The organism is Aquimarina sp. AD10, from assembly GCF_003443715.1.
GTDB lineage: Bacteria > Bacteroidota > Bacteroidia > Flavobacteriales > Flavobacteriaceae > Aquimarina > Aquimarina aggregata.
Genome location: NZ_CP031965.1, coordinates 5,549,545 through 5,572,100 on the forward strand (window position 1 = coordinate 5,549,545; position 22,556 = coordinate 5,572,100).

The following is a 22,556-nucleotide window of genomic DNA, read 5'->3' on the forward strand; positions in this document are numbered from 1 at the left end:
GAGTTGCTTTTTTATACTAGTGTTAACATATTGAAAAAGCTGTTAAATCCTTAATAGATTCGCATAAAAATTTCATATTACGGGTTTTCCGTAACGTATTTCATCGAATAGTTGAAAAATTCGCAATAACCGCCTTGATATTTTTTATAAATTTGTTTTAGTCAGACAGTGGTTTTGGCAATACCCCCTAGTACCCCAGAATATTTTAACGGTAGATTGCATATTTGATAGAACTTTCGGGTTTCTTAAATGGTTTGTTGTGCAAAATTTTAATGAAGTAAACTCATAAATCACTTTAATTATATTACGTATGAAAACAGCAATTCTTAGCCTTACGGCTTTATTAAGTGCGACATTAATGGTGGCACAGTCTAACACAAGTAATGTTAGTCAATCGGGAGAAGATAATACTTCTAATATTACTCAGGTAGGGGGAGAAAACTCGTCTATAACTGTACAAGAAGGTATGGCTAATAGCGCAGTAGCTAATCAAGGTAGTGAGGCGTTTAGTTCTACAGGAGGTACAGTTGCACAGACTCAAAACGGAGTTAAAAACTCTGCTACAGCGCAACATGAAGAATTTGACAACACAATAGTACAAACACAAAACGGAGACGGTAACTCGGCAAGTGCTACTCAAAACTTGGCATTTACTGGAGGAGCTAATGCTTCAAGCCAAGATCAACTAGGAAATAGAAATGAAGGAACTGTTTCTCAAGAAGGTATTTCTAATGCTGCGTTTCAGGTGCAGATAGGAGACGGTAACTCTGGTTCTACTACACAAGAAGGTCTTTTTAATGCAAGTGAGATGACACAAGAAGGAGCTTCTAACGTTGCTTCAATTGCACAAGTAGGAGAAAATAATTTTTCTCAGCAATTACAGTCAGGAGATGCTAACAGTGGATCTGGAGAACAATGGGGTCTTAATAATGCCCTAATCCAAGATCAAAGTGGAGGTGGTAACTCTGCAACTTCTTTACAAGGAAGTAGTAGTTTTGACTCTAGAGGAGGAGAAGTACAACAAGTACAAATAGGAGAAGAGAATACTGCTTTTGCACAACACGAAGAAGATAACAATAGAGCTCTTCAAGGTCAATTAGGAGACGGTAATAATGCAAGTGTTTCTCAAAATCTTGGGTCTTTTGGTGGAGATAACTTTGCAATCCAAATTCAAAGAGGAAATGGTAATACCTTAACAGCTTCACAAAATGGTAATGCTAATAGTTCTGACCAAGATCAAACAGGAGATAGTAACAACGGAAGTGTAACACAATCAGGTGATGAGAATTCTGCTGTTCAATCTCAAATAGGAGTTGGTAACGAAGCTACTGCATTACAAGGAGGAACATTTTTTACTTCTAGAGGTGGGGCTATTAACCAAACACAATCAGGAGATCAGAATAGTGCATTTGCAAGACATGAAGAAGATAATAATACAATTAATCAATTTCAGTTAGGAAATAGCAATAGTGCATCTGCTGTGCAGAATATAAACTTTTTTGGAGGAGAAAACTTTTCTCAACAATTTCAAATAGGTGATGGGAACAGCTCAGATATTACTCAAGAAGGAGTTACAGGAATAAGAGGAGAAAGTAATGTTGGTAGTCATATCCAAATAGGAGATGAGAACAGTGCTCTTACCTCTCAAAATGGAGCAAGCAATATTAGCGATATCCTTCAGGATGGTGTTAGTAACCTTGCTAGTGATACTCAATTTGGAACAGGAAACAGAACGTTTGTAACTCAAACAGGTGAGGCACATAGTAGTATCATTCTTCAAAATGGAACTAATAATTCTGCTGTAGTTACACAAACTGGTGCAGGTGGTGGATCTTCAAGATAAGATTGACCTAAAAATTTAATATCTTTACAAAGAAGTTATAAAAGAGTTACGCTTAATATTAAGCGTAACTCTTCTCTTGATTTTAATACCAGAAAAAAAATGAATAAAAATAAGATCACTCAAATAATAGCAATTTTATTGCTATCCACAACAATGTTGTGTGCTCAGAACACAGATGAGGGACAGGTTTTAAATACTGATCAGGAAACATTTATAACCCTATCACAAATTAATAATCAAGCATCTAGAGATATAGTTTCTACAACGCAGACTGTAAATTCAGTTTTTATTCAACAAATAGGAACAAATAACGTAGTGTTATCCAATATAATTGCAGCATCGTCAGATATTAAAATATTTCAAAAAGGCGATCAAAATATTGTTGAATTGGAAGAATCTGGAAGAGAAATTGAAAAACTGATTTCGCAAACTGGAAATAATAATGCTGTTGTTGATTTTTCGTTTAATCCAAATATTTCAACACGTCTAGAGCTTATTCAAGAAGGGGATAATTTGACTTTTGAACGATTTGGTACTAATGAGTTGTCAAAAAATTTAAAATTTAAAATGACTGGTGATTCACGTTCAATAATTGTTAGAAGCTTTTAAGTTTCTATAACACCCCATAAGTAATTGTTATGAGACTAGGATTAAGTATATTTTTTATATCCCTTTTTCAGGTTTCAATTGCCCAACAGCATACAAATACTGATGTGGTTGCTAAAATAAAAACAAATATAGTTGATGAAACGATTACAGCTATAGCTACTGCTACCAATACTACAGAGGTATATAAAAGCTTACGATTCAAGCTTACTGTTTTTAGAACAAATGCTCAGAATCAAATCTCAAAGAACATTCAGGAAGAACGTTTTACGTTGGAAGCCAATGAGACAAAAGAACTAGCTATGGGTTCTATGAGTACTAAAGATCCTGATAAAATTGTAGTATTGTTACTTGTTTATGAAGAAGATAATATAATAGGGAAGGATCGTTTAGCTTTTAATGAAAAGGCAAAAGAAAATACAGAACAAGACACATCAGAAGATGATGGTCTAGAGTTAAAGGGAATTGTTATAGAAGAAACTAAAACCAAGCCAGGGAGGGATTTTTACGAATTTTTTTATAATTCATATACATTAAATCAAATCAATGGTAATAAAGTGGTTGAGGTACATGAAACATTAAGTTTTGGAAGAACAACAATACTTCAGGTTAAGATAGAAGACAATACCATCCATCAATTTATAGGTAAACCAGATTTGGAATATTTAGAACAAATGTCGAAAATTGCAATTCGAAAAGTGTATAAATATTTTAAAGACCTTAAAAAACAAAAGAATGACATTTTTCAATATTAGTGGTAACATGATTATTGAAAAATTTTAAGTATAAATTAAATGAAATCAATTACGTTAACCTTATTTCTGGTTTTTTCGGTATGTAGCTTTTCTTTTGGACAAGATTTGGTGTACAGAGCAAAGAACCCGGCTTTTGGAGGAGATACCTTTAACTATCAATGGTTACTAAGTTCTGCCGAAGCACAAAACAAATTTACAGATGATAGTAATTCAGGAAGAGACGAACGATCAGATCTAGAACGTTTTACTGAAAACTTAAATAATCAATTATTAAGTCAAATTTCCAGAACATTATTTACCCAGCAATTTGGTCAAAATGGAGAGTTAACCGAAGGGACCTTTAGTTTCGGAACTTTGTTTATAGAAATCTTTCCATCGGGAGAAGGTCTTGTAATTAATATTTTAGATACAAGTACTGGAGATCAATCCCAAGTAATAATTCCAAATTAAATTTTGATGTACAATACATTTTATAAAGTAATCACAATTTTTTGTTGTGCACTTTTACTAACTGGATGTGGTGCATATTTTAATCAACCCATTGTTGTTGAAAATGCTCGAATCGGTGAAGACACAAAGTCTACAAAAGTACTTAGAGAATTACCACCTCCTGTAGAACCAGTAGTAGTAGGGGTGTATAAATTTAGAGACCAAACAGGACAGTACAAGCCTACCGAGAGTGGAAGCACATTTAGTACCGCTGTTACACAAGGAGCTACCACAATTTTGGTAAAAGCTCTTGAAGATTCTAAGTGGTTCGTTCCTATAGAAAGAGAAAACCTAAGTAACCTTCTTAATGAACGTAATATCATAAGGTCTACTAGAAAAGAATATAGAAAAACTAAAAATCCGAATGAACCTCAGTTACCACCACTTTTGTATGCGGGTATAATTTTAGAGGGAGGAATCGTTTCATATGATTCGAATATTATAACAGGAGGTTTAGGAGCTAGGTATTTTGGAATAGGAGCCTCAACTCAATATAGACAAGATAGAATTACAATTTACCTAAGAGCTGTCTCAACTTCTAGCGGTAAAATACTGAAAACAGTATATGTGTCCAAAACAATATTATCACAGGCTCTTGATGCAAACTTTTTTAGGTATGTACGATTCAGAAGATTATTAGAAGCAGAAACTGGATTTACAAAAAATGAACCAGCTCAAATGGCTGTATCTGAAGCTATCGAAAAAGCTGTAGAGTCATTAATAGTAGAGGGTATCGAAGATAAACTATGGGCGGTTAAAGCAAATAGCGAAACTGTGAACGATTTAATTTCAGAATATAGAGCAGAAAAAGACGAAGCACAAAATACAGGGCTATATGAGCGATATTTTAAAGAAAGAAGAGGTAAAAAGTCCGTATTTGCAAAAGGAGGAGGAGCTTTGATTAATGGTGATTTTAATAACCCTGAACTCTCTTACTCTGCAAGAGCCGGAGTTCGATATTATTTTAATCCATTTATTAATGCCAATGCCAGTATTCATAAATTTGAATTGATTAATCAAAATTCATTTTCTGAAGGTTTTAATGCAATTGATTTAAATGCTGAAATTACATTATTACCTTTTGAAAAACTATCTCCTTTCTTTTTTGGAGGCTTTGGTACAGTGAATAATGACGGTTTTAGCAGAACTTTTTTTAAGTTACAATATGGAGGCGGAGTAGAATATTTAATTTCAAATAATATAGGTGTTTCTCTAACAGGAACTCATAATGCAGTACTTGGAGATAGACTAGATAACGTGGCACAAGGAAAACGAGATGATCAATACTTTACTTTTTCTCTAGGGTTAAATTGGTATTTTGATACGCCAATAAAAATGAATAAAAAATCACGAAAGAAAGAGCAAGAGCGCGGGGCAGAGTTACAAAAACTTAGAAAGAGAAATAGGAAAGTCAGAAAAGAAAACCTGACTCCACAAGAGTAATACGTAATCGAAGCATTAGATTGAATAAAATTTATCTTGTCTAATAGGCGAGTATTAAAATCGAAATAAAGTGAAAGGATTTATCAGTAAAATAATATTGTTTTTAATAGTAATAGCTACAGTTTCTTGTAGTGAAGATACTATTGATTTAGAAGGTTTAGGTTCTGTAAGAGGAAGAGTAGTAAGAGAAGGTACAAATGAACCGATAGAAAATGTAAAAATCTCAACTAACCCTGGATCAAGTACGGTTTTTACTGATGAAGATGGGTTTTACCTGTTGCAAAATGTACCATCAGGAGATTATTCACTTACAGCACAAAAAGAAGGTTTTTTGGCAGTTTTTAAATCTGTTACTGTTATTGCCGATAAAACAGTAGAGCTAGTTTTAGAATTAGATGTGGCAACTGCAGGAAATAGACCTCCTGTAGCGCCAACGTTAGTGACTCCCTTAGATAATGCAGAGGATCAACCTATCGAAGTAAAGTTAGTGTGGAGTGCCAGTGATCCGGATGATGATACCTTAACGTATACGGTGACACTTCGAAATGAAGAAAATAGTACCGTAGAGGTTTTTGAAAATATAACCGATACTACATATACAGTTTCGAACCTTGCTTACGGTATAAAGTATTTTTGGCAAGTGAGTGCCAATGACGATATTAATCCAGCTGTAAATAGTACAACCTTTGCTTTTACAACAGCTATTCCTCCAAATAATCGAATTGTTTTTACACGATTAGTTGAAGGGAATAGTGTTATTTATTCTGCAGATGAAAGTGGTAATACTGAAATAGCACTTACTTCAAAATCTAAAAATAGTTTCAGACCAAGAAGAAATGTAAGTACTGGTAAAATTGCTTTTTTACGATCAGTAGGATCACAAACGCATTTGTTTACAATGAATGAAGATGGGTCTCAGGTTCGACAAGTCACATCTCAAGTTGGTGTTTCAGGATTTAATCTTGAAGAAATAGATTTCTCTTGGGATAATAATGGATCAAGATTATTGTTTCCAAATCAAGATAAATTATATGCAATCAACGCTGCAGGTGGTGGTCTTAGTTTGATGTATCAAACTACAGATGGAAGTTTGATTACAGAGATAGATAAAAATGATAATACTGGATTGATAGCTCTAAAAACAAATGATTTAGATGGTTATTCTGTAAATATTTTTACAATTAATAGTAGTGGTGTTCTGCAACAAACCGTATTAATGGGTATGCCAGGAGCTGCAGGTGGTATAAATTTATCTATTGACGGAACTAAACTATTATATACAAGAGATATCTCGGGATCAGAAAATACAAATTATCGCAGACTGGACTCACATATGTTTATTCATAATTTTAATGGAGATCCTACAGTTGATTTATCAACGGATAAGGTGTCGGGAACCAATGATTTAGATGCACGATTTGCACCTAACGATGCTAGTGTAATTTATGTGAATACATCTAATGACGGCATTTCGGATAATACAATTGAGATCGTAGAGATCTCTGATCTTGATGACAGAGTTAAAGTATTAGAAAAAGCAGCTATGCCAGATTGGGAATAAAATTCTTAATCTGACTTGTTTAGAATTGCATATGCATTATATGAAAAGAGTTATATAGCAATAAATGGTTGTTATTAATTCATTCTATCTTATTCGTAAATCACGTTAATTAAATTATCTTTGCGCTTTAATTTCTGGTAAAATGAGTCAAGACGTAAGTAAGCGTTATGCACAACGTGGTGTTTCTGCATCCAAAGAAGATGTACATAGTGCAATTAAAAATATTGATAAAGGGCTTTTTCCGAAGGCATTTTGTAAAATAGTTCCTGATTATCTTACAAATGATGAAGCATATTGTCTTATTATGCATGCAGATGGTGCAGGTACTAAATCTTCTTTGGCATATATGTACTGGAAAGAAACAGGAGACCTTTCTGTCTGGAAAGGTATTGCACAAGATGCATTGATCATGAATATAGATGATCTATTATGTATTGGCGCTACAGATAATATTATGTTATCGTCTACTATAGGTAGAAATAAAAATCTTATTCCAGGAGAAGTTATTTCTGCAATTATTAATGGAACCGAGGAACTATTAGCAGAACTGAAAAATTTTGGTGTAGAGATTCATTCTACAGGAGGAGAGACAGCAGATGTAGGTGACTTGGTGCGCACTATAATTGTAGACTCTACAGTAACTGCTCGTATGAAAAGAGAAGACGTTATAGATAACGCAAATATCAAAGAAGGTGATGTTATTGTAGGATTGTCATCCTCTGGACAAGCCACATATGAAACAACCTATAATGGTGGTATGGGTAGTAATGGATTAACGTCCGCACGTCATGATGTTTTTCATAAAACATTAGCTAAAAAGTATCCAGAAAGTTTTGATCCTTCAGTACCTGCTGATTTGGTTTATTCTGGAGCAACAAGTCTTACCGATGCTGTTAAAGATGCACCTATAGATGCAGGTAAACTAGTGTTGTCTCCAACGCGAACCTATGCACCAATTATTAAAAAAATATTGTCAAAGTTTAATAGCGAGACTATTCATGGTATGGTTCACTGCAGTGGTGGGGCACAAACTAAAATTTTACATTTTGTAGATAACTTGCATATCATAAAAGATAATCTTTTTGACGTACCTCCCTTGTTTAAATTGATACAAGAAAATTCAGGAACAGATTGGAAAGAAATGTATCAAGTTTTTAATATGGGGCATAGAATGGAATTGTATGTTTCTCCAGAGATAGCAGATGATATTATAGCAATTTCAAAAAGTTTTAATGTAGATGCTCAAATAGTAGGAAAAGTAGAAGCTTCTAATGAGAAAAGACTTACTATCAAAAGTGAATTTGGTACCTACATATATTAATCATTTAACATTCGTGCTATACTTTTTTCTTAGCAAATCTAATTTAGGGTCTATGTAGCGCTTGCAAAAGGGTTTCTTAGGGTTTTCTAAATAATAATTGTGAAGCTCATCTCTTGATGGTTTAAATTCATCAAAAGCTAATACTTCAGTTATTAGTGGTGATTCAAATAGTAGTTGCAATGAGTCAAGTATGTTTTTTATGGGTTGTTTTTCTGATAAAGAAAAGTAATAAATAGCACTTCTATACTTTTTTCTAAAACTATGGTTAGATGTGCTTTTGTGTGTGTATAAGTGAATTTCTATTAAATCCCGAGTACTTATAATTTTAGGGTTGTAATGCACAATTACAGCTTCAGAAAAATAATTGTTCTCATCAGTGCTCCTAATATAACCTTGTTCTACTCTAGAAACACCTTTTAAAGATTGAAAAACTGCTTCGGTACACCAATGACACCCACCACCTAATCCTATTTTTTGAAAACTATCCATCGCCATAAAGATCAGAAAATAATCTAAAATTCAAACACTTTGTTTTCTAGTGATCATCAAAATTATCTTATATAATTTATTAGGATCTGTGAAATATACTCAAAATTGAATGGAAAAATACTTAAAGATATATGTGTATCGAACCCTAGTAATTAGATTTTAATAGATGTCGGTTATCGCTATATTTTATAGCTTGTCATATATATATTTCTCTGATATGAGGAATGTTTTTTTGCCTATTTGGTACATTCTAAAAAGATGAACTAGACAATTTTTAGAAGAAGATAATTCTCAAAAAAGAATTGATAAGAGCTAGTTGTATTTTAGTTTAGTGCTTTTTGTATAGGTATTTTCAAGGGCTTGGATATGTACAGCTAATCTTTTTTCTTTTGAAACAACCATCATATTTTTGATATTGAATATAGTTTTTTTAAATTCTTAATACCTTTTTTTTTTTGTTGTTAGCATTGTTTTACTTCGATTTTGCACTTAGATTCTTATTTAAAGAGAAAAGAATATGACATTACGAATATTTTTTTGAAATCTTCGTAATATATTCATACTAAAACTCTTAATGATATTATAAATTTGTAACTTATAAGGGTATAACACTGTTATTTTTAACAGAATTTATCGTCTAACAAAATTGAACTTTATTTTAGTTTGTTATGATACCACCCAAATTACCAAATAACGAAAAACAAAGGCAGATTGCAGTAGAGAAATATGAGCTATTAGATACATTGCCAGAAGAAAGTTATGACAATATCACATCTTTAATGTCATATATTTGTGAAACACCTATATCTCTAATAACACTTTTAGATGGAGATAGAAACTTTATAAAATCACATCATGGAATTTCGATGAGTGAATCTCCAAGAGAAATTTCGTTTTGTGGTCATGCCATAAATTCAGATGACCCTTTAACCATAATTGAAGATTCGCGTAAAGATGAACGATTTTTTGATAACCCATTGGTGAGTAAACATGATGCGATTTTTTATGCTGGAGCTCCTTTAATAGATTCAAATGGTTACAAGTTGGGAACTTTGTGTGTTTATGATACGAAACCTAGGAAATTAACCGATCAGCAACAACAGGCTTTAATTTCAATGTCTAAGCAAGTGGTAAGCTTATTTGAACATAGATATCAAAATCTTAAATTGTTAGAAACGCAAGAGCGACTTCAAATGCGAAATGAAGATTTAACAAAATTTGCAGGTGTTGTATCTCATGACCTTAAATCGCCGCTAGCTAATATTATTTCAATTACAGAACTAATCGAATATGATGGAAAAGGTAAACTTGATGAAGAAACATTACAATATTTACAATATTTAAAAAGTTCATCATATTCTCTAAGAGATTATATAGATGGGATTTTAAAATTTTATAAAAGTGATGATCTGTTAAAAAACAAAAGCGAGAATATTAGTTTTGATGAAATCATTACAGAATTAAAAAAAATTACAGATACCGAAGGTCATGTGACTTTTGAATGTACTAATTGTAAAGAGTATTTGATAGTTAATAAATCAGCTCTTATGCAGATATTAATTAATCTTATCACAAATGCGATAAAATATCATAAGGGTTTTGATGGTGTTGTTATTCAAATTGATCTTAAAGAAAAAGATGATTTTTATGAGTTTTCTGTTACAGATAACGGAGATGGTATCCCAAAAGAATATTTGAATAAGATTTTTGACCTTTTTTCTGTGGTAGGCGTTGCTGATAAAGACGGAAATATGGGGACAGGTATAGGTTTGGCAACGGTTAAAAAAATTGTAACTAACCTGGGAGGAGAAATTAAAGTGTTTTCTAAAGAAGGAGAAGGAAGTACATTTATATTCACGATTGCTAAACTTTTCCAAGAAAACGAATACGAATTACAGCCACATACGATCCAAAAGAAGTAATTTTTACAAAATTCATAAAGGTCGAAGTAAGTCATTAGTATCGCAACGGGTATGAGCTTTAGACAAAAAAGCTTACTTTTGTAAATTCTACAGATTAGGATACATTTACTATGATTGATAAATTAAATATTGTTAAGCAAAGATTTGATGAGGTGAGTGATTTAATCATTCAACCAGATATTATTGCTGATCAAAAAAGATACATAAGACTTAATAAGGAATATAAAGATTTCAAAGCCATTATGGATGAAAGAGAAATCTATATTGAACTTACGAATAATATTAAAGAAGCTGAAGAAATCATTGCAGATGGAAGTGATGAAGAGATGGTGGAAATGGCTAAAATGCAATTAGAAGAAGCTAAAGAAGAATTACCTGCTCTTGAAGAGAAAATTAGATACATGCTTGTGCCTAAAGATCCAGAAGATGCAAAAAATTGTGTAGTAGAGATTCGTGCTGGAACGGGAGGGGATGAAGCTAGTATTTTTGCGGGAGATTTATTTAGAATGTATACCAAGTATTGTGAAGGTAGAGGATGGAGTACTAGTGTTGTAGATCTTAATGAAGGAACAAGTGGTGGATACAAAGAAATCATTTTTGAAGTAAATGGAGAAGACGTTTATGGTATTTTAAAGTTTGAAGCTGGTGTACACCGTGTTCAACGTGTTCCGCAAACGGAAACCCAAGGTAGAGTGCATACTAGTGCCGCAACTGTAATGGTATTGCCTGAAGCCGAAGAATTTGATATAGAACTCGATATGCAAGAGGTTCGTATCGAGCGTACCACTTCTACAGGACCAGGAGGACAGTCAGTGAATACAACATATTCTGCAATTAAATTACATCATGAGCCGACAGGAATGATAGTAAGTTGTCAGGATCAGAAATCATCGCATAAAAACCTTGAAAAAGCACTAAAGGTATTACGTTCTCGTTTGTATGAGATGGAGTTAGCAAAGAAACAAGCAGCAGACTCTGAGAAACGTAAAAGTATGGTTTCTTCTGGTGACCGTTCTGCAAAAATTAGAACATATAATTATCCGCAAGGTAGGGTTACAGATCATCGTATTGGATTAACATTATATGATTTAAGTAATATAATCGATGGAGATATCCAAAAGATTATAGATGAGCTTCAATTAGTAGCTAATACTGAAAAATTAAAAGAATCGAACGAGGTTTTCTAAGTACCTTATAAATTATAGAAAAATGCAACTCATTTATTTTGAGTTGCATTTTTTTTCATACAATTCCTGTATAGTTATAAAATTTTTCAACTCTTTATTTAGGACTTTTTTAGAAACTAAAGGGCAGTCTTTTAAATATTCTGCAGTCTCTTTATGATTGAAACCAAAAATGCTTGATAACAAAATAAAGAATTTATATTCTCCTTCCTTTCTGTAATAGGAATGATAATCATAATACCCCGAATCTGGATCTCTAAATTCTCTATTGTAATAATTTAGTTTACCCTTTTTAATTACTTTTAGAAATGCACGTTCTCCATCATTTCGATTAAGTGTTCTGAATAAGAAGTTGCCACGATTAAAAGATTTTAAAGCAATCCTATGACTTTCGAATACATTATTTCCCGCTTTATAAGATTTAATGTCTTTAGCACCATATCTTTTCTTTCCAGTTTGCTTGCTTTTAAAATGTATTCTCTCAAATAAATCACCAAATGGTTCTGGAGTGCGATCTTTTACAATACCATGAATTGTATCCCCTGAGTGTAGCACTACATAACCTGATAAGTAATGCTTTTGGGTAAAGGCATTCATCGAATAAAGGAATACAATAATATAAAAAGGTAAAAATCTAATCATTTTGAAACGTTATTTAGACAAGAGTTATCAAATTTCATTCCATCATGATTTTTTGATTTGTGGATTTATTAATATGATTAACAGTTTGATTTTGAGAATGTTCCTTGGTTTGTTGAAATCAAATAGTTTTTAAAATGTATTTTAAATAAAATACCTTACACAATATATATTGTGTAAGGTATTTGTAAAATAATATATAATAAATAGAGAGTTTCTTTATTTAGGGTTTTTAGCTTTTAGTTCATCTCTAACCATTTTACCAGAAGTGGTTATCTGATTTTCAGACCAACCACCCATACCACTTGCTCCGGGTTTAAGTGCTGCAGAAGCTTCTTGTTTATCTGCGATGGACCAGTTTAACCATGATATTTTATTTCTATCTAAAAAATCCCACCAAGCTCGAGCTTCATTAGTGTCAATAAATCCGTCACCTGTAGCCTCGGTAGTTCCATATTCTGTAACAAAGATAGGGATACCAGCATCCAAAGCACGTTGAGCTTTGTCTCTTAAAAATTGCTTATGAGTAGAGGCATAGTAGTGTAGTGTGTAAGCCACATTAACATCATTTATAGTATTTCCTATTACTTCATCAACATCTTGAGACCATGTACGTGTACCACAAATAACAAGGTTATCAGGATCGTGTTTTCTAATCTCAGCAATTACTTGTTCATGATATGGCTTTAGAACATCTTTCCATGATGGGGCTTGTAATGGTTCGTTATAAATTTCGTAAATAATATTAGGTTGATTACCATATTTTTGTGCGACTTCTGCAAAGAATGCTTTAGCCTCATCTACATGGTCTTCGGCATGGTGACTATGCCAATCTACGATAACATAAATTCCTTCTTGGATTGCAGCATCAATAACAGTAAATACTTTTTGCTTTTCGAATGCTCTATTAGAAAGATAACCATCACTATCCTCTACACCCATAGCCGCTCTCACAATATTACAATTCCAGTCCTTTTTTAACCAGCTTACAGCTTCTTTTGTATAGTATTGTCCCATCCATTGTGACCAGAATAAGGACATTCCTCTAAGTTGTACCGCATTATTGTTTTTATCAACAATTCTATTTCCAGAGGCTTGTAGTAGACCAAAAGTTGCAACTGCAGATGAGCCATCAGTGTCGCCTGTTGTTCCAGTTGTACCTGTAGTTCCAGTTGTACCTGTGGTTCCGGTTGTTCCAGTCGTACCTGTAGTTCCAGTTGTACCTGTTGTTCCAGTCGTACCTGTTGTTCCAGTCGTACCTGTTGTTCCAGTCGTACCTGTGGTTCCTGAATCACCATCGGGAGTGTCTGCATCAGACTCGCAAGAAGTCATTGTTGCCAGAATTAGAAAAATAGTTATTATACCTTTTACTATTCTCATGTTTTTGTGTTTAATAATATTAATAATACGTATACTCGGTTAATGTAATGTTAGAAATGAGTTTAATCTGGTTAAGATTAAATAAGCTATATCGCTTAGAGATAGCTTACTTGCGATTCAATATATCGAAAAGCTAAAAACACTTCAATAGTAAAACAATTATACAGGTTAATTTCCTCTAAAAAAATTGATTTTTTATTCTAAAACGTATTTTATGCATTCATATTTTGTAAAACGCAGTATGTAGAAGTTTCAAGGTGTTTTGCTTTTAGTAGCTTGTAATTTTAAGTTTTGAAACTTTATTTACTTATGAGGGGACCAAATTTTAAGAGTATAGAATACCAAGTATTTTTTGTAGTATATGAAATCTGAAGGTTATAATAATTTGAAATACTATGAACGAATGATGATCCAAGACCAGTAGATTCGAGAGAATCACAAAACTTTTTGAGACCATTTATGATGATGCTATTGGGGATTTTTAGATCAGAGAAACTTTTGGTCTTGATGTAATGTAAACTGCGAATTTTAGAAAGACTAATTTAATGTAAATAGGATAGTGTTGTGCGTTAGTTGACTCGTTAAATAATTGTTTGTTGAAAGTGAAAAAACCTGTATAGTTGTACAGGTTTTTTTATTACTTAGATAATTCTTTTATAAATTGATTAAGATCAACTTCTATAAAATCGTATAGTATAAATCAAATCGATTTTAAGCAACATTCTTCTTGCCAAAAGATCTTACTACAAAATAGATGCCTGCTATAATAAAAGGTATACTTAACCATTGCCCAGTGGATAAGGCTTCTCCTAAAGAGTCTTCAAAACCTCCTTGACTTTTCTTAACGTATTCTACAAAAAAGCGTACGGTCCAAAGTAGAATTAAAAACAAGCCAAAAAGGAAACCTCTATTGTTGCGTTTGTCTGTTTTCCAGTAGACGAACAGTAAAATGAATGCTACGAATATATAACCAAATGCCTCATAAAGTTGTGCAGGATGTCGATAGGGTACAGTGTCTAATAAATCAGAAAACTGAGGGTTTTCTACTACAGCATTATATGCGTCATTTACATTTTTGATTCCTGTTTCTTTAATAACTTCAGATTTTCTTAATCCTTCTCTAACAAATTTTACTCCAAAAGCAGAATCTCCAGATTCATTACCAATGATTTCAGAATTAAAGAAATTTCCTAAACGAACAAATATAGCTCCAAAAGCAACAGGTATTACTATTCTATCTAATATCCATAGAATATTTTTTTGAATCACGTTTTTAGAATAATAATACATAGCTACAATAACACCAATTGCAGCACCATGACTAGCTAACCCTTGAAATCCTATGAATTCAAATTTAGGTTTAAATCGCATAGGTAAAATAATTTCTAAAAGATTGTTTCTATAATAATCCCAGTCATAAAAAAACACATGCCCTAATCGTGCTCCCAGAAGAGTGGCCACAACCGCATAGATAAAAATAGAATCTAACTTTTCCATAGATAGATTTTCTCTAATGTATATTTTTTTCATCAGAAACCATCCTAACGAGAAGGCTACAACGAACATTAGACTATAAAAACGGATTACAAAAAAACCAAGGTCTATACCTTCAATTGGGTTCCAGATAATTTTTGAGAATATCATGTGTGCGATTTATTTTCGAAAGTAAATATAGGTATTTATATGGGAAATAAAAGAGTATGCTTTTATCATTGATACATTCTTTAGTTTCCTTGTTTTTTTACAGTTTTATCATTAATATCAGGGACTGGGTCGTACCCTTTACCACCCCAAGGATGACAACTAAATATTCTTTTAGTAGCCAAAATACCTCCTTTTAATAGGCCATGTTTTTGTAAAGCTTCAATAGTATAATGAGAGCAAGTGGGTTGGTACCTGCAAGTTGCCGGAGTTAAGGGTGAAATCAAATTTTGATATAATTTCACCAATAGAACAAAAGGAAAAATCAAAACTTTTTTCATAGCCTTTTAAACTCTAAAACGATCTAATTTACAGAAAAGGTGGTGCCTTCTCGACTATCTTTAAGCTGGATTCCTATAGCTATAAGCTCGTCTCTTATTTTATCACTAGTAGCAAAGTCTTTATTTGCCCTTGCTTCTGCTCTAAGTTTGATAAGTAACTCTACGGTACCCGAAAGTTTATCGTCAGAGTTTGTTGCAGCTTCATTTATATTTAATAACCCTAATACATCAAAGACGAAACCTCGAATAGTATGACTTAGCAATTCTATATCTTCTTTAGTGATTGTAGCCTTATCTTCTTTAGCAGTATTAATAAATTTAACAGCATCAAATAATTTAGCAATTAGGATCGGACTGTTAAAATCATCATTCATAGCTTCATAACATGCTTTTCTCCATTCAGAAACATTAAACCCTTCAGTTTTAGGACTAGGGTTAAGTGTTTCTATTGTTTTGATGGCATCCATTAATCTATAAAACCCTTTTTCAGAAGCTTCTAAAGCATCGTTAGAAAAATCCAGGATACTTCTGTAATGCGCTTGCATCATAAAAAAACGAACAATAGAAGGGTCAAAAGGTTTGTCTAAAAAAGTGTTGTTACCAGAAAAAAGCTCTCCAGGGGATATGGTGTTCCCTGTAGACTTAGACATTTTTTTGCCATTAAGCGTAAGCATATTAGCATGCATCCAATAGTTTACGGGTGTTTGACCACAAGCTGCTTCACCTTGAGCAATTTCACATTCGTGATGAGGAAATTTTAAATCCATTCCTCCGCCGTGGATATCAAAACGTTCACCAAGGTATTTTGTACTCATAACAGTACATTCAAGATGCCAACCAGGAAAACCATCGCTCCAAGGAGAAGGCCATCTCATAATATGTTGTGGTTCTGCTTTTTTCCAAAGCGCAAAATCCTGTGGAGTTTTTTTATCACTCTGGGCAGATAACTCACGAGTATTGGCAATCATATCCTCAAGATTACGACCACTTAATTTTCCGTAATTATTTGTTTCATTAAATTTCTGAACATCAAAATATACCGAACCATTAGATTCATAAGCGTAGCCATTATCAATAATGGTTTTTATGATTTCTATTTGTTCTACGATATGCCCTGTTGCAGTAGGTTCAATACTTGGTGCAATAGCATTGAATTTTGACATTACATGGTGAAAATCTAAGGTGTAACGCTGTACAATTTCCATAGGTTCCAGTTGTTCAAGTCTTGCTTTTTTTGCGACTTTATCTTCTCCTTCTTCAGCATCGTTTTCTAAATGGCCAGCATCCGTAATATTTCTTACGTATCTTACTTTGTACCCAAGATGTTTTAAGTATCTAAACACCATGTCAAAAGAAATAAATGTTCGACAATTACCAAGGTGTACGTTACTGTAAACGGTAGGTCCACAAACATACATGCCGATATTACCGTCTGTAATAGGAGTAAAAATCTCTTTTTGGCTAGAAATCGAATTATAAATTTTTAATTCTTCAGTTTTGTACAAAGGAGTTATTGCCATAATCTAAATTAATGCTGAATTTTTAGTTGTAAAATTGATTTAAAATGTAGTGTCTAGTTTAATGTAGTCCAGAAATTCTCTTCGTACCGCATCTTCTTTAAACTTACCACCAAATTCACTGGTAACAGTACTACTTTCGATATCTCTAATGCCTCTTGAGTTAACGCATAAATGCTTGGCATCAATAACACACGCTACATCTTTTGTGCCTAACACAACTTGAAGGTCCTGAACAATTTGCATTGTCATACGTTCTTGTACTTGTGGTCGTTTGGCATAATAATCGACAATACGATTCATTTTAGACAAACCAACTACGGTACCGTTAGAAATATACGCTACATGTGCACGACCTACAATAGGAAGTAAATGATGCTCGCAAGTTGAATATACTGTGATATTTTTCTCAACAAGCATTTCGCCATATTTGTAATTATTTTCAAATGTAGAAGCATCTGGCTTTCTTTGAGGGTGAAGTCCAGAAAAAATTTCATTTACAAACATTTTGGCAACACGCTGCGGAGTACCTTTGAGACTATCATCTGTTAGATCCAGTCCTAATGTTTCTAAAATATGCTTTACATCATCTTTGATTAGAGCGATTTTTTCTTTATCACTAAGTTTAAAGGCATCTTCTCTTAGAGGAGTGGTAGCGCTAGTAGCTACATGATTATCACCTAGCGCTTCAATAGCTTCAAGGGCCTTGTCAATTTTCACACGTCAATTTTTAAATTTATTATTCTTTTTGAATAAAAATGGGAAGTAATCTTTAATCACTCCCATATTATGGGATGCAAAGATACGATTTTGTTGTTTTACTTGGTAAAAGCTATGTTAAACAATTGGATTTACTAGTTTTTTTAAAGAAGTTCTGTATATTTAAATCCCAAATCTTAAATCTACATATTAAAAGTAGGATTTTTAACGTTATGTAAATATGGCAAAAGTTATACCTAAAATTTTATCGTTAGTTGTTTTTATCTGTTTGAGTAATTTTTCTGCAATTGCACAACTCGATTTTGATGTTGCTTGTAGGTCTTCTCAACCATTTTGTTCAGATGCAGCACAAGAACTTACTTTTCCTAATATTACAGGAGAAGATATTAGCTTTAATGGGCTAGGATGCCTTAATAGTACTCGTAATTCTTCGTGGTATTTTATTAGAATTGATCAAGCCGGAGAATTGATTTTTGATATACAACAATGGGTTGATGGTAATGGTAATAGTAGATTAGACAGAGGAGAACGACAGTTGGATGTGGATTTTATTGCATGGGGACCATTTCCCACTTCGTTTATAAATTGTGAAGATTTGGCGATGGGTTGTGATAATAATGGTGATGGTGAAGGTCTGCGCCCAGAAGAGTGTGTTAATAATGTTGATGATCCAGACTATTATGTATTGGATCAGGATAATACAAATATTGTAGATTGTAGTTTTGCACGAACCCCTGAAGATAATGTGTTTATTGAAACGTTAACAATACCTAATGCGCAATCAGGAGAATATTACTTTATATTAATAACTAATTTTTCTGATGAAGCAGGAGTAATTCAATTACAGCAAACTAATTTGGATGAAGACAATGCCGGTACTACAGATTGTAGTATTCTTGATCCCGGAGTAGGGCCAGATGTAGCTACTTGTGGCGAATTTCCTGTTACTATTGAAGGTAGATTTCCTGGTGCTATAACATATCAATGGGCCAGAGCTGATTTTGGAAGTACTAATTTTGTAAATATAGCCGGTGCTACGGTACCATTTTTAGAGGTAAATACAGAAGGGGTATACCAACTAAGTGGTTTTGATATTTCTGGAGTAGAAGTTGTTGATTCTCCGGATGCCCTTGTCGTTTTAGATGTCTCAGATGCTGTAGCATCAGTAGGATTTGATATTGCAGAAGAATCTTTTGCTGGTGAGTATACTATTACTGCAAGTGTTGTTGCTTCTCCTGAGGCAATAGCCTCTGGCTTTGATGCTACGCCCACAATAAATGGTGAGAATTTTGATTTTGAATATCGATTAGATAGGGACTTAGGAAATGGTTTTTTTGAATTTAGACCTTTTCAGTCTAGTCCTGTTTTTTCAGGAGTTCCTCCAGGAGATTATCGAATTACTGCTAGATATAGAGATTGTCCTGCTAGTGAAAGAGAGTCTGAGGTTTTTATGATCTTGGGATACCCAAAGTATTTTACGCCAAATGGAGATGGTTTTCATGATACTTGGAGTTTAGTTAATATAGAAAACCAACCTACTGCCTTGATTTATATATTTGATAGATATGGTAAGCTGCTTAAGCAATTAAGACCTGGAGGCCCAGGATGGGACGGTACATATAATGGGAATAATATGCCATCATCAGATTATTGGTTTAGAGTAGAATTTAATGAGCCTAGAGATCCGAATATGCGCAGAAGGGTGTTTGCTGGTAATTTTTCTTTAATACGATAAACGATAAAGTCGTAACTATAAAACAAAAAAGCTGAAGGTATACCTTCAGCTTTTTTGTTTTATGTTTTTGTCTCTACGTATTAAAAATTCATAGAGGCTGTAAGTGTTATGTTCTCGGTATAATTTTCTATTAAGACAGAGTTGCTAAATCCAGAGCCAGGATAAAGTTGGTCATTCCGTTTTTGTTGTGTGTAGTCATAAGCTACGTCAAATTTGAATTGCTCAAAAGCATAACCGAAGCCAGCAGAGAATCCATTTTTATTGCCTAAAATCAAAGTGTTTTTGTAAGGGCTCTTTTCAAAACTATAACCACCTCTATAGCTCCAGTTTCCATCTCTCCATTCGCTTCCAATTCTAAACGTATAAGCATTCTGTAAGTTGTCTTCTACAAAGCTATTTAAATTAGAAAAATCATTGTTATTGTCAGAGCTAAGTCTAGAAGAGCTATAATCTTTAAAAGAATAATCCATGCTTATGAGGCCTTGTTGTCCAAATAGAATTGCAACACTACCTGTGTATTTTGCAGGAGTACGTAATGTGTATTCAGGAAAAATATTTACCACATCAGGGTTTACTATTGCTGTTCCATTTGCGTTACTGAATGTTTCTAATCGTTGTGTGGTTTCTTCTTCTATAGAGTACCAAGTTGGAGATTCGTAAGAAGCACCTAATCGAAGTATATTTGCTACTTTGGCAATTGCTCCTACTTGTGCAGAAAACCCAGCACCAATAGTAGATAATCTATTCGTGAAAAGAACTTCGTTTATAGCGCTACCGGTGTTATTATTTGTTTCAAAGAATTCTGTAAATCTATCATAACTGATAAAATGAGAATTTAGATTAACACCAACATAAAAATCTTGATCAATTTGTGCGCCAAGGTTTACTGTAAACTTTCCATTTAAACCAGTGCTTTCATAGATATAATCTTGATCAAAAACCCCAGATGCAATATTAGATGAGTATCCTGTTCCTGTAGGATCATCTAAGTCATTGGCCTCTATAATCAATGTTTCGTGTCCTAAGAATGCTTGTTGAGCTCTAACTCCTTCATTTTCTCCTAAAAAAGCGTATAAACCATCAATTGTTTCACCAGCTCTTGGAGTGATTAACCCAAGTTGAATACCTTGTGCATCTGCTAAAAATAAATCGTCAATAGAATTTCTTGTAGTTCCCAGTACAACAAATTCATCTTTGTTGTCTGTTGTTTGGTCATATGTTAAGCCTAATGAGATTTTATTAATACCAGAAGATTCACTATTGTAATTGTCGTAAATAAAAACGGCACCTAATTGATTAAAATTGATGTTTGTAGAACTTGTGTTCCGAAAATTGTTAAACGGATTTAGGTCATTACCAAAAACAACATCATTGTTGATTGATTGAGATGATAGAGTTATGGCTCCGTGAGAATTTAAAAATACAGCCGACCCCGCTGGGTTGACATGTAAGGCGGATAAATCACCACCAAGAGCACCAAAAGCGCCACTCAAAGCTCGATAACGAGCAGTTCCTCTTATTTCTTGTTGAGAGTATCGGATTACATCACTAATATCTTGAGCATTCAAAAAAGATATAGACAAAATACCTATGCATAAGAATAGCTTTTTCATTTTTTACTGTGTTGATTTAAAATAGACATAAGAAATTCTTCTTCATCTAAATAGTTATTGTGTTTGTCATAATAACTATTTAGATGATATAGAATTAATATATTTTGTAGAATAATACCTTAGGAAATAAGGTAAGGTGTTACCAAAGTTTTATTTATCTTCTTCCTCTACTTCTGCTACCACTACTTCTTGAAGAAGATCTACTTCCTCCAGAACGTGAATAACCGCTACTTCTAGAAGAACCGCTTCTTGAGTATCCTGAACTCCTACTTCTAGAAGAACCAGAAGAAGGGTTGTATGATCTACTTCTTGACGAAGAGCTAGATCTTGGAGTGTATGATCTCGTATTGGTTCTAGGCGCAGAAGATCTTGAGTAATTATTGTTTGATGATCTTGAACGAGAGCTATATGTTCCCGACCTGTTGTTTGAGTAAGATCCACTTCTACTTCTGTTGCTAGCATCTGCAGATACTCTTCTACGGTTAGTGTAACCCTGTCTTCCTCTGCTATAATTTGAGTTTCTGGATCTGCTGTAGTTTGAGTTTCTCGATCGATTAGCGTAGTTTGAATTTCTTGATCTTGTGCTGTATCTAGAGTTGTAATATCCATTTCGACTTCTAGAGTTGTATGCGTATGCATCTCTTCCTCTGTTAAAACGGTTATAAGCTACATATGGGTTTCTTCCATAAAAACCTCTTCCGTAGAATCCTCTTCCATAAAAGCCTCTTCCCCAAAATCCACGACCGTATCCATAGCCATAAAAAGCGGGTCCGTAGAAGCCAAAACCACCATAAGCATATGGGTTGCCCCATCCTCCCCATCCGGGTCCGTAAAATCCATTCCATCCCCATCCGTCATAAATTCCCCATCCTGCTCCGTACCAATCATTCCATCCCCATCCATTAAATCCAAAACCAACTCCTAAGAAAGGACGGTTCCATCCACCGTTATTAACAACATTTACGGTTATTTCATCATAATCACTTCCCCAAGAAGGTCTGCCTCCTTCATAATTAAGTGCTGTTGCAGTTGTATCTGCTGCATTATAACCTTCACTAGAGTATGAATCTACATCAGTAAAAATAGCCTCTTCTTGTATTGCATTGTCAATTTGAGATGACTTCTCAGAAAAGTAGCTTGAATAGTAATTTGATTTTTTTTGTGTCGTATTAGGCTTGGTTTCAATATTCCTGCGATTTGCAGCCTCACCATAAATACCATCATTATAAGGTACATATTCATATGAGCCACATGAGGTCAACATTAATAAGCCAGCCAAAAGTAAAACACCAAAGGCTCCGTTTTTTTGAAAATAATTTTTAAGACTCATATCTTCTTATTTTATTGTTGAACATTA

The 22,556-nt window shown here is 33.5% G+C and carries 19 protein-coding genes; 10 read left to right on the forward strand and 9 right to left on the reverse strand.

The window, feature by feature from the left end; all coding sequences use genetic code 11:
- The first annotated feature begins 310 nt into the window (after window positions 1-310).
- From D1816_RS23085 to D1816_RS23115, 7 genes are all read left to right on the forward strand, one after another.
- Window positions 311-1,843 (forward strand): hypothetical protein, encoded by a 1,533-nt coding sequence (locus tag D1816_RS23085; RefSeq protein WP_066314198.1) that lies wholly within the window; start codon window positions 311-313, stop codon window positions 1,841-1,843.
- Window positions 1,844-1,942: 99 nt separating this feature from the next.
- On the forward strand, window positions 1,943-2,452 hold the full coding sequence (locus D1816_RS23090) for a hypothetical protein (protein WP_066314197.1): 510 nt from the start codon (window positions 1,943-1,945) through the stop codon (window positions 2,450-2,452).
- Window positions 2,453-2,481: 29 nt separating this feature from the next.
- The gene (locus D1816_RS23095) at window positions 2,482-3,204 is read left to right on the forward strand and encodes a CsgE family curli-type amyloid fiber assembly protein (RefSeq protein WP_118505888.1); all 723 of its coding nucleotides are present in this window, start codon (window positions 2,482-2,484) and stop codon (window positions 3,202-3,204) included.
- Between the two features lie 39 nt (window positions 3,205-3,243).
- Entirely contained in the window at window positions 3,244-3,654 is a 411-nt protein-coding gene (locus D1816_RS23100; protein WP_118505889.1) for a curli production assembly/transport component CsgF, read from the forward strand.
- 6 nt (window positions 3,655-3,660) lie between these two features.
- The gene (locus D1816_RS23105) at window positions 3,661-5,136 is read left to right on the forward strand and encodes a CsgG/HfaB family protein (protein ID WP_066314193.1); all 1,476 of its coding nucleotides are present in this window, start codon (window positions 3,661-3,663) and stop codon (window positions 5,134-5,136) included.
- 70 nt (window positions 5,137-5,206) lie between these two features.
- The gene (locus D1816_RS23110; RefSeq protein ID WP_233565267.1) at window positions 5,207-6,697 is read left to right on the forward strand and encodes a carboxypeptidase regulatory-like domain-containing protein; all 1,491 of its coding nucleotides are present in this window, start codon (window positions 5,207-5,209) and stop codon (window positions 6,695-6,697) included.
- 142 nt (window positions 6,698-6,839) lie between these two features.
- The gene (locus tag D1816_RS23115; RefSeq protein ID WP_118505890.1) at window positions 6,840-8,018 is read left to right on the forward strand and encodes an AIR synthase related protein; all 1,179 of its coding nucleotides are present in this window, start codon (window positions 6,840-6,842) and stop codon (window positions 8,016-8,018) included.
- On the opposite strand, the gene D1816_RS23120 is transcribed toward D1816_RS23115, so the two are convergent.
- A complete protein-coding gene (locus D1816_RS23120; RefSeq protein ID WP_118505891.1) occupies window positions 8,019-8,507 on the reverse strand; it encodes a peptide-methionine (S)-S-oxide reductase in 489 nt (162 codons plus the stop codon). It lies immediately after the preceding gene.
- 668 nt (window positions 8,508-9,175) lie between these two features.
- On the opposite strand from D1816_RS23120, the gene D1816_RS23125 reads away from it, so the two are divergent.
- Together D1816_RS23125 and prfA are read left to right on the forward strand one after the other, a co-directional pair.
- On the forward strand, window positions 9,176-10,429 hold the full coding sequence (locus tag D1816_RS23125) for a GAF domain-containing sensor histidine kinase (RefSeq protein WP_118505892.1): 1,254 nt from the start codon (window positions 9,176-9,178) through the stop codon (window positions 10,427-10,429).
- Window positions 10,430-10,539: 110 nt separating this feature from the next.
- Window positions 10,540-11,616: a peptide chain release factor 1 gene (gene prfA / locus D1816_RS23130; RefSeq protein WP_066314176.1), complete on the forward strand. Its 1,077-nt coding sequence runs from the start codon at window positions 10,540-10,542 to the stop codon at window positions 11,614-11,616.
- A gap of 33 nt (window positions 11,617-11,649) precedes the next feature.
- Here the strand turns inward: prfA and D1816_RS23135 are convergent, their stop codons facing one another.
- From D1816_RS23135 to folE, 6 genes are all read right to left on the reverse strand, one after another.
- Entirely contained in the window at window positions 11,650-12,255 is a 606-nt protein-coding gene (locus tag D1816_RS23135; RefSeq protein WP_066314174.1) for a hypothetical protein, read from the reverse strand.
- A gap of 216 nt (window positions 12,256-12,471) precedes the next feature.
- The gene (locus D1816_RS23140) at window positions 12,472-13,632 is read right to left on the reverse strand and encodes a glycoside hydrolase family 5 protein (protein WP_199729950.1); all 1,161 of its coding nucleotides are present in this window, start codon (window positions 13,630-13,632) and stop codon (window positions 12,472-12,474) included.
- A gap of 711 nt (window positions 13,633-14,343) precedes the next feature.
- Complete coding sequence (gene lgt, locus D1816_RS23150; protein ID WP_066314170.1) at window positions 14,344-15,276, reverse strand: prolipoprotein diacylglyceryl transferase; 933 nt, start codon at window positions 15,274-15,276, stop codon at window positions 14,344-14,346.
- A gap of 80 nt (window positions 15,277-15,356) precedes the next feature.
- Window positions 15,357-15,614 (reverse strand): membrane protein insertion efficiency factor YidD, encoded by a 258-nt coding sequence (yidD, locus tag D1816_RS23155; protein ID WP_066314168.1) that lies wholly within the window; start codon window positions 15,612-15,614, stop codon window positions 15,357-15,359.
- Window positions 15,615-15,637: 23 nt separating this feature from the next.
- Window positions 15,638-17,134, reverse strand: a complete 1,497-nt coding sequence (gene cysS / locus D1816_RS23160) for a cysteine--tRNA ligase (protein WP_118505895.1) — start codon at window positions 17,132-17,134, stop codon at window positions 15,638-15,640.
- A 39-nt stretch (window positions 17,135-17,173) separates the two neighbouring features.
- On the reverse strand, window positions 17,174-17,851 hold the full coding sequence (gene folE / locus D1816_RS23165) for a GTP cyclohydrolase I FolE (RefSeq protein WP_066314164.1): 678 nt from the start codon (window positions 17,849-17,851) through the stop codon (window positions 17,174-17,176).
- Between the two features lie 220 nt (window positions 17,852-18,071).
- Between folE and D1816_RS23170 the strand changes: the two genes are divergently transcribed.
- Window positions 18,072-19,586 carry a T9SS type B sorting domain-containing protein gene (locus D1816_RS23170; RefSeq protein WP_118505896.1) on the forward strand — a complete coding sequence of 505 codons (1,515 nt, stop codon included), beginning with the start codon at window positions 18,072-18,074 and terminating at the stop codon, window positions 19,584-19,586.
- An 80-nt stretch (window positions 19,587-19,666) separates the two neighbouring features.
- Here the strand turns inward: D1816_RS23170 and D1816_RS23175 are convergent, their stop codons facing one another.
- Both D1816_RS23175 and D1816_RS23180 read right to left on the reverse strand, forming a co-directional pair.
- Window positions 19,667-21,199, reverse strand: coding sequence for an OmpP1/FadL family transporter (locus tag D1816_RS23175; RefSeq protein WP_066314162.1), 1,533 nt, complete (start codon window positions 21,197-21,199; stop codon window positions 19,667-19,669).
- Between the two features lie 154 nt (window positions 21,200-21,353).
- Window positions 21,354-22,529 carry a hypothetical protein gene (locus D1816_RS23180; RefSeq protein WP_118505897.1) on the reverse strand — a complete coding sequence of 392 codons (1,176 nt, stop codon included), beginning with the start codon at window positions 22,527-22,529 and terminating at the stop codon, window positions 21,354-21,356.
- Window positions 22,530-22,556 lie beyond the last annotated feature (27 nt).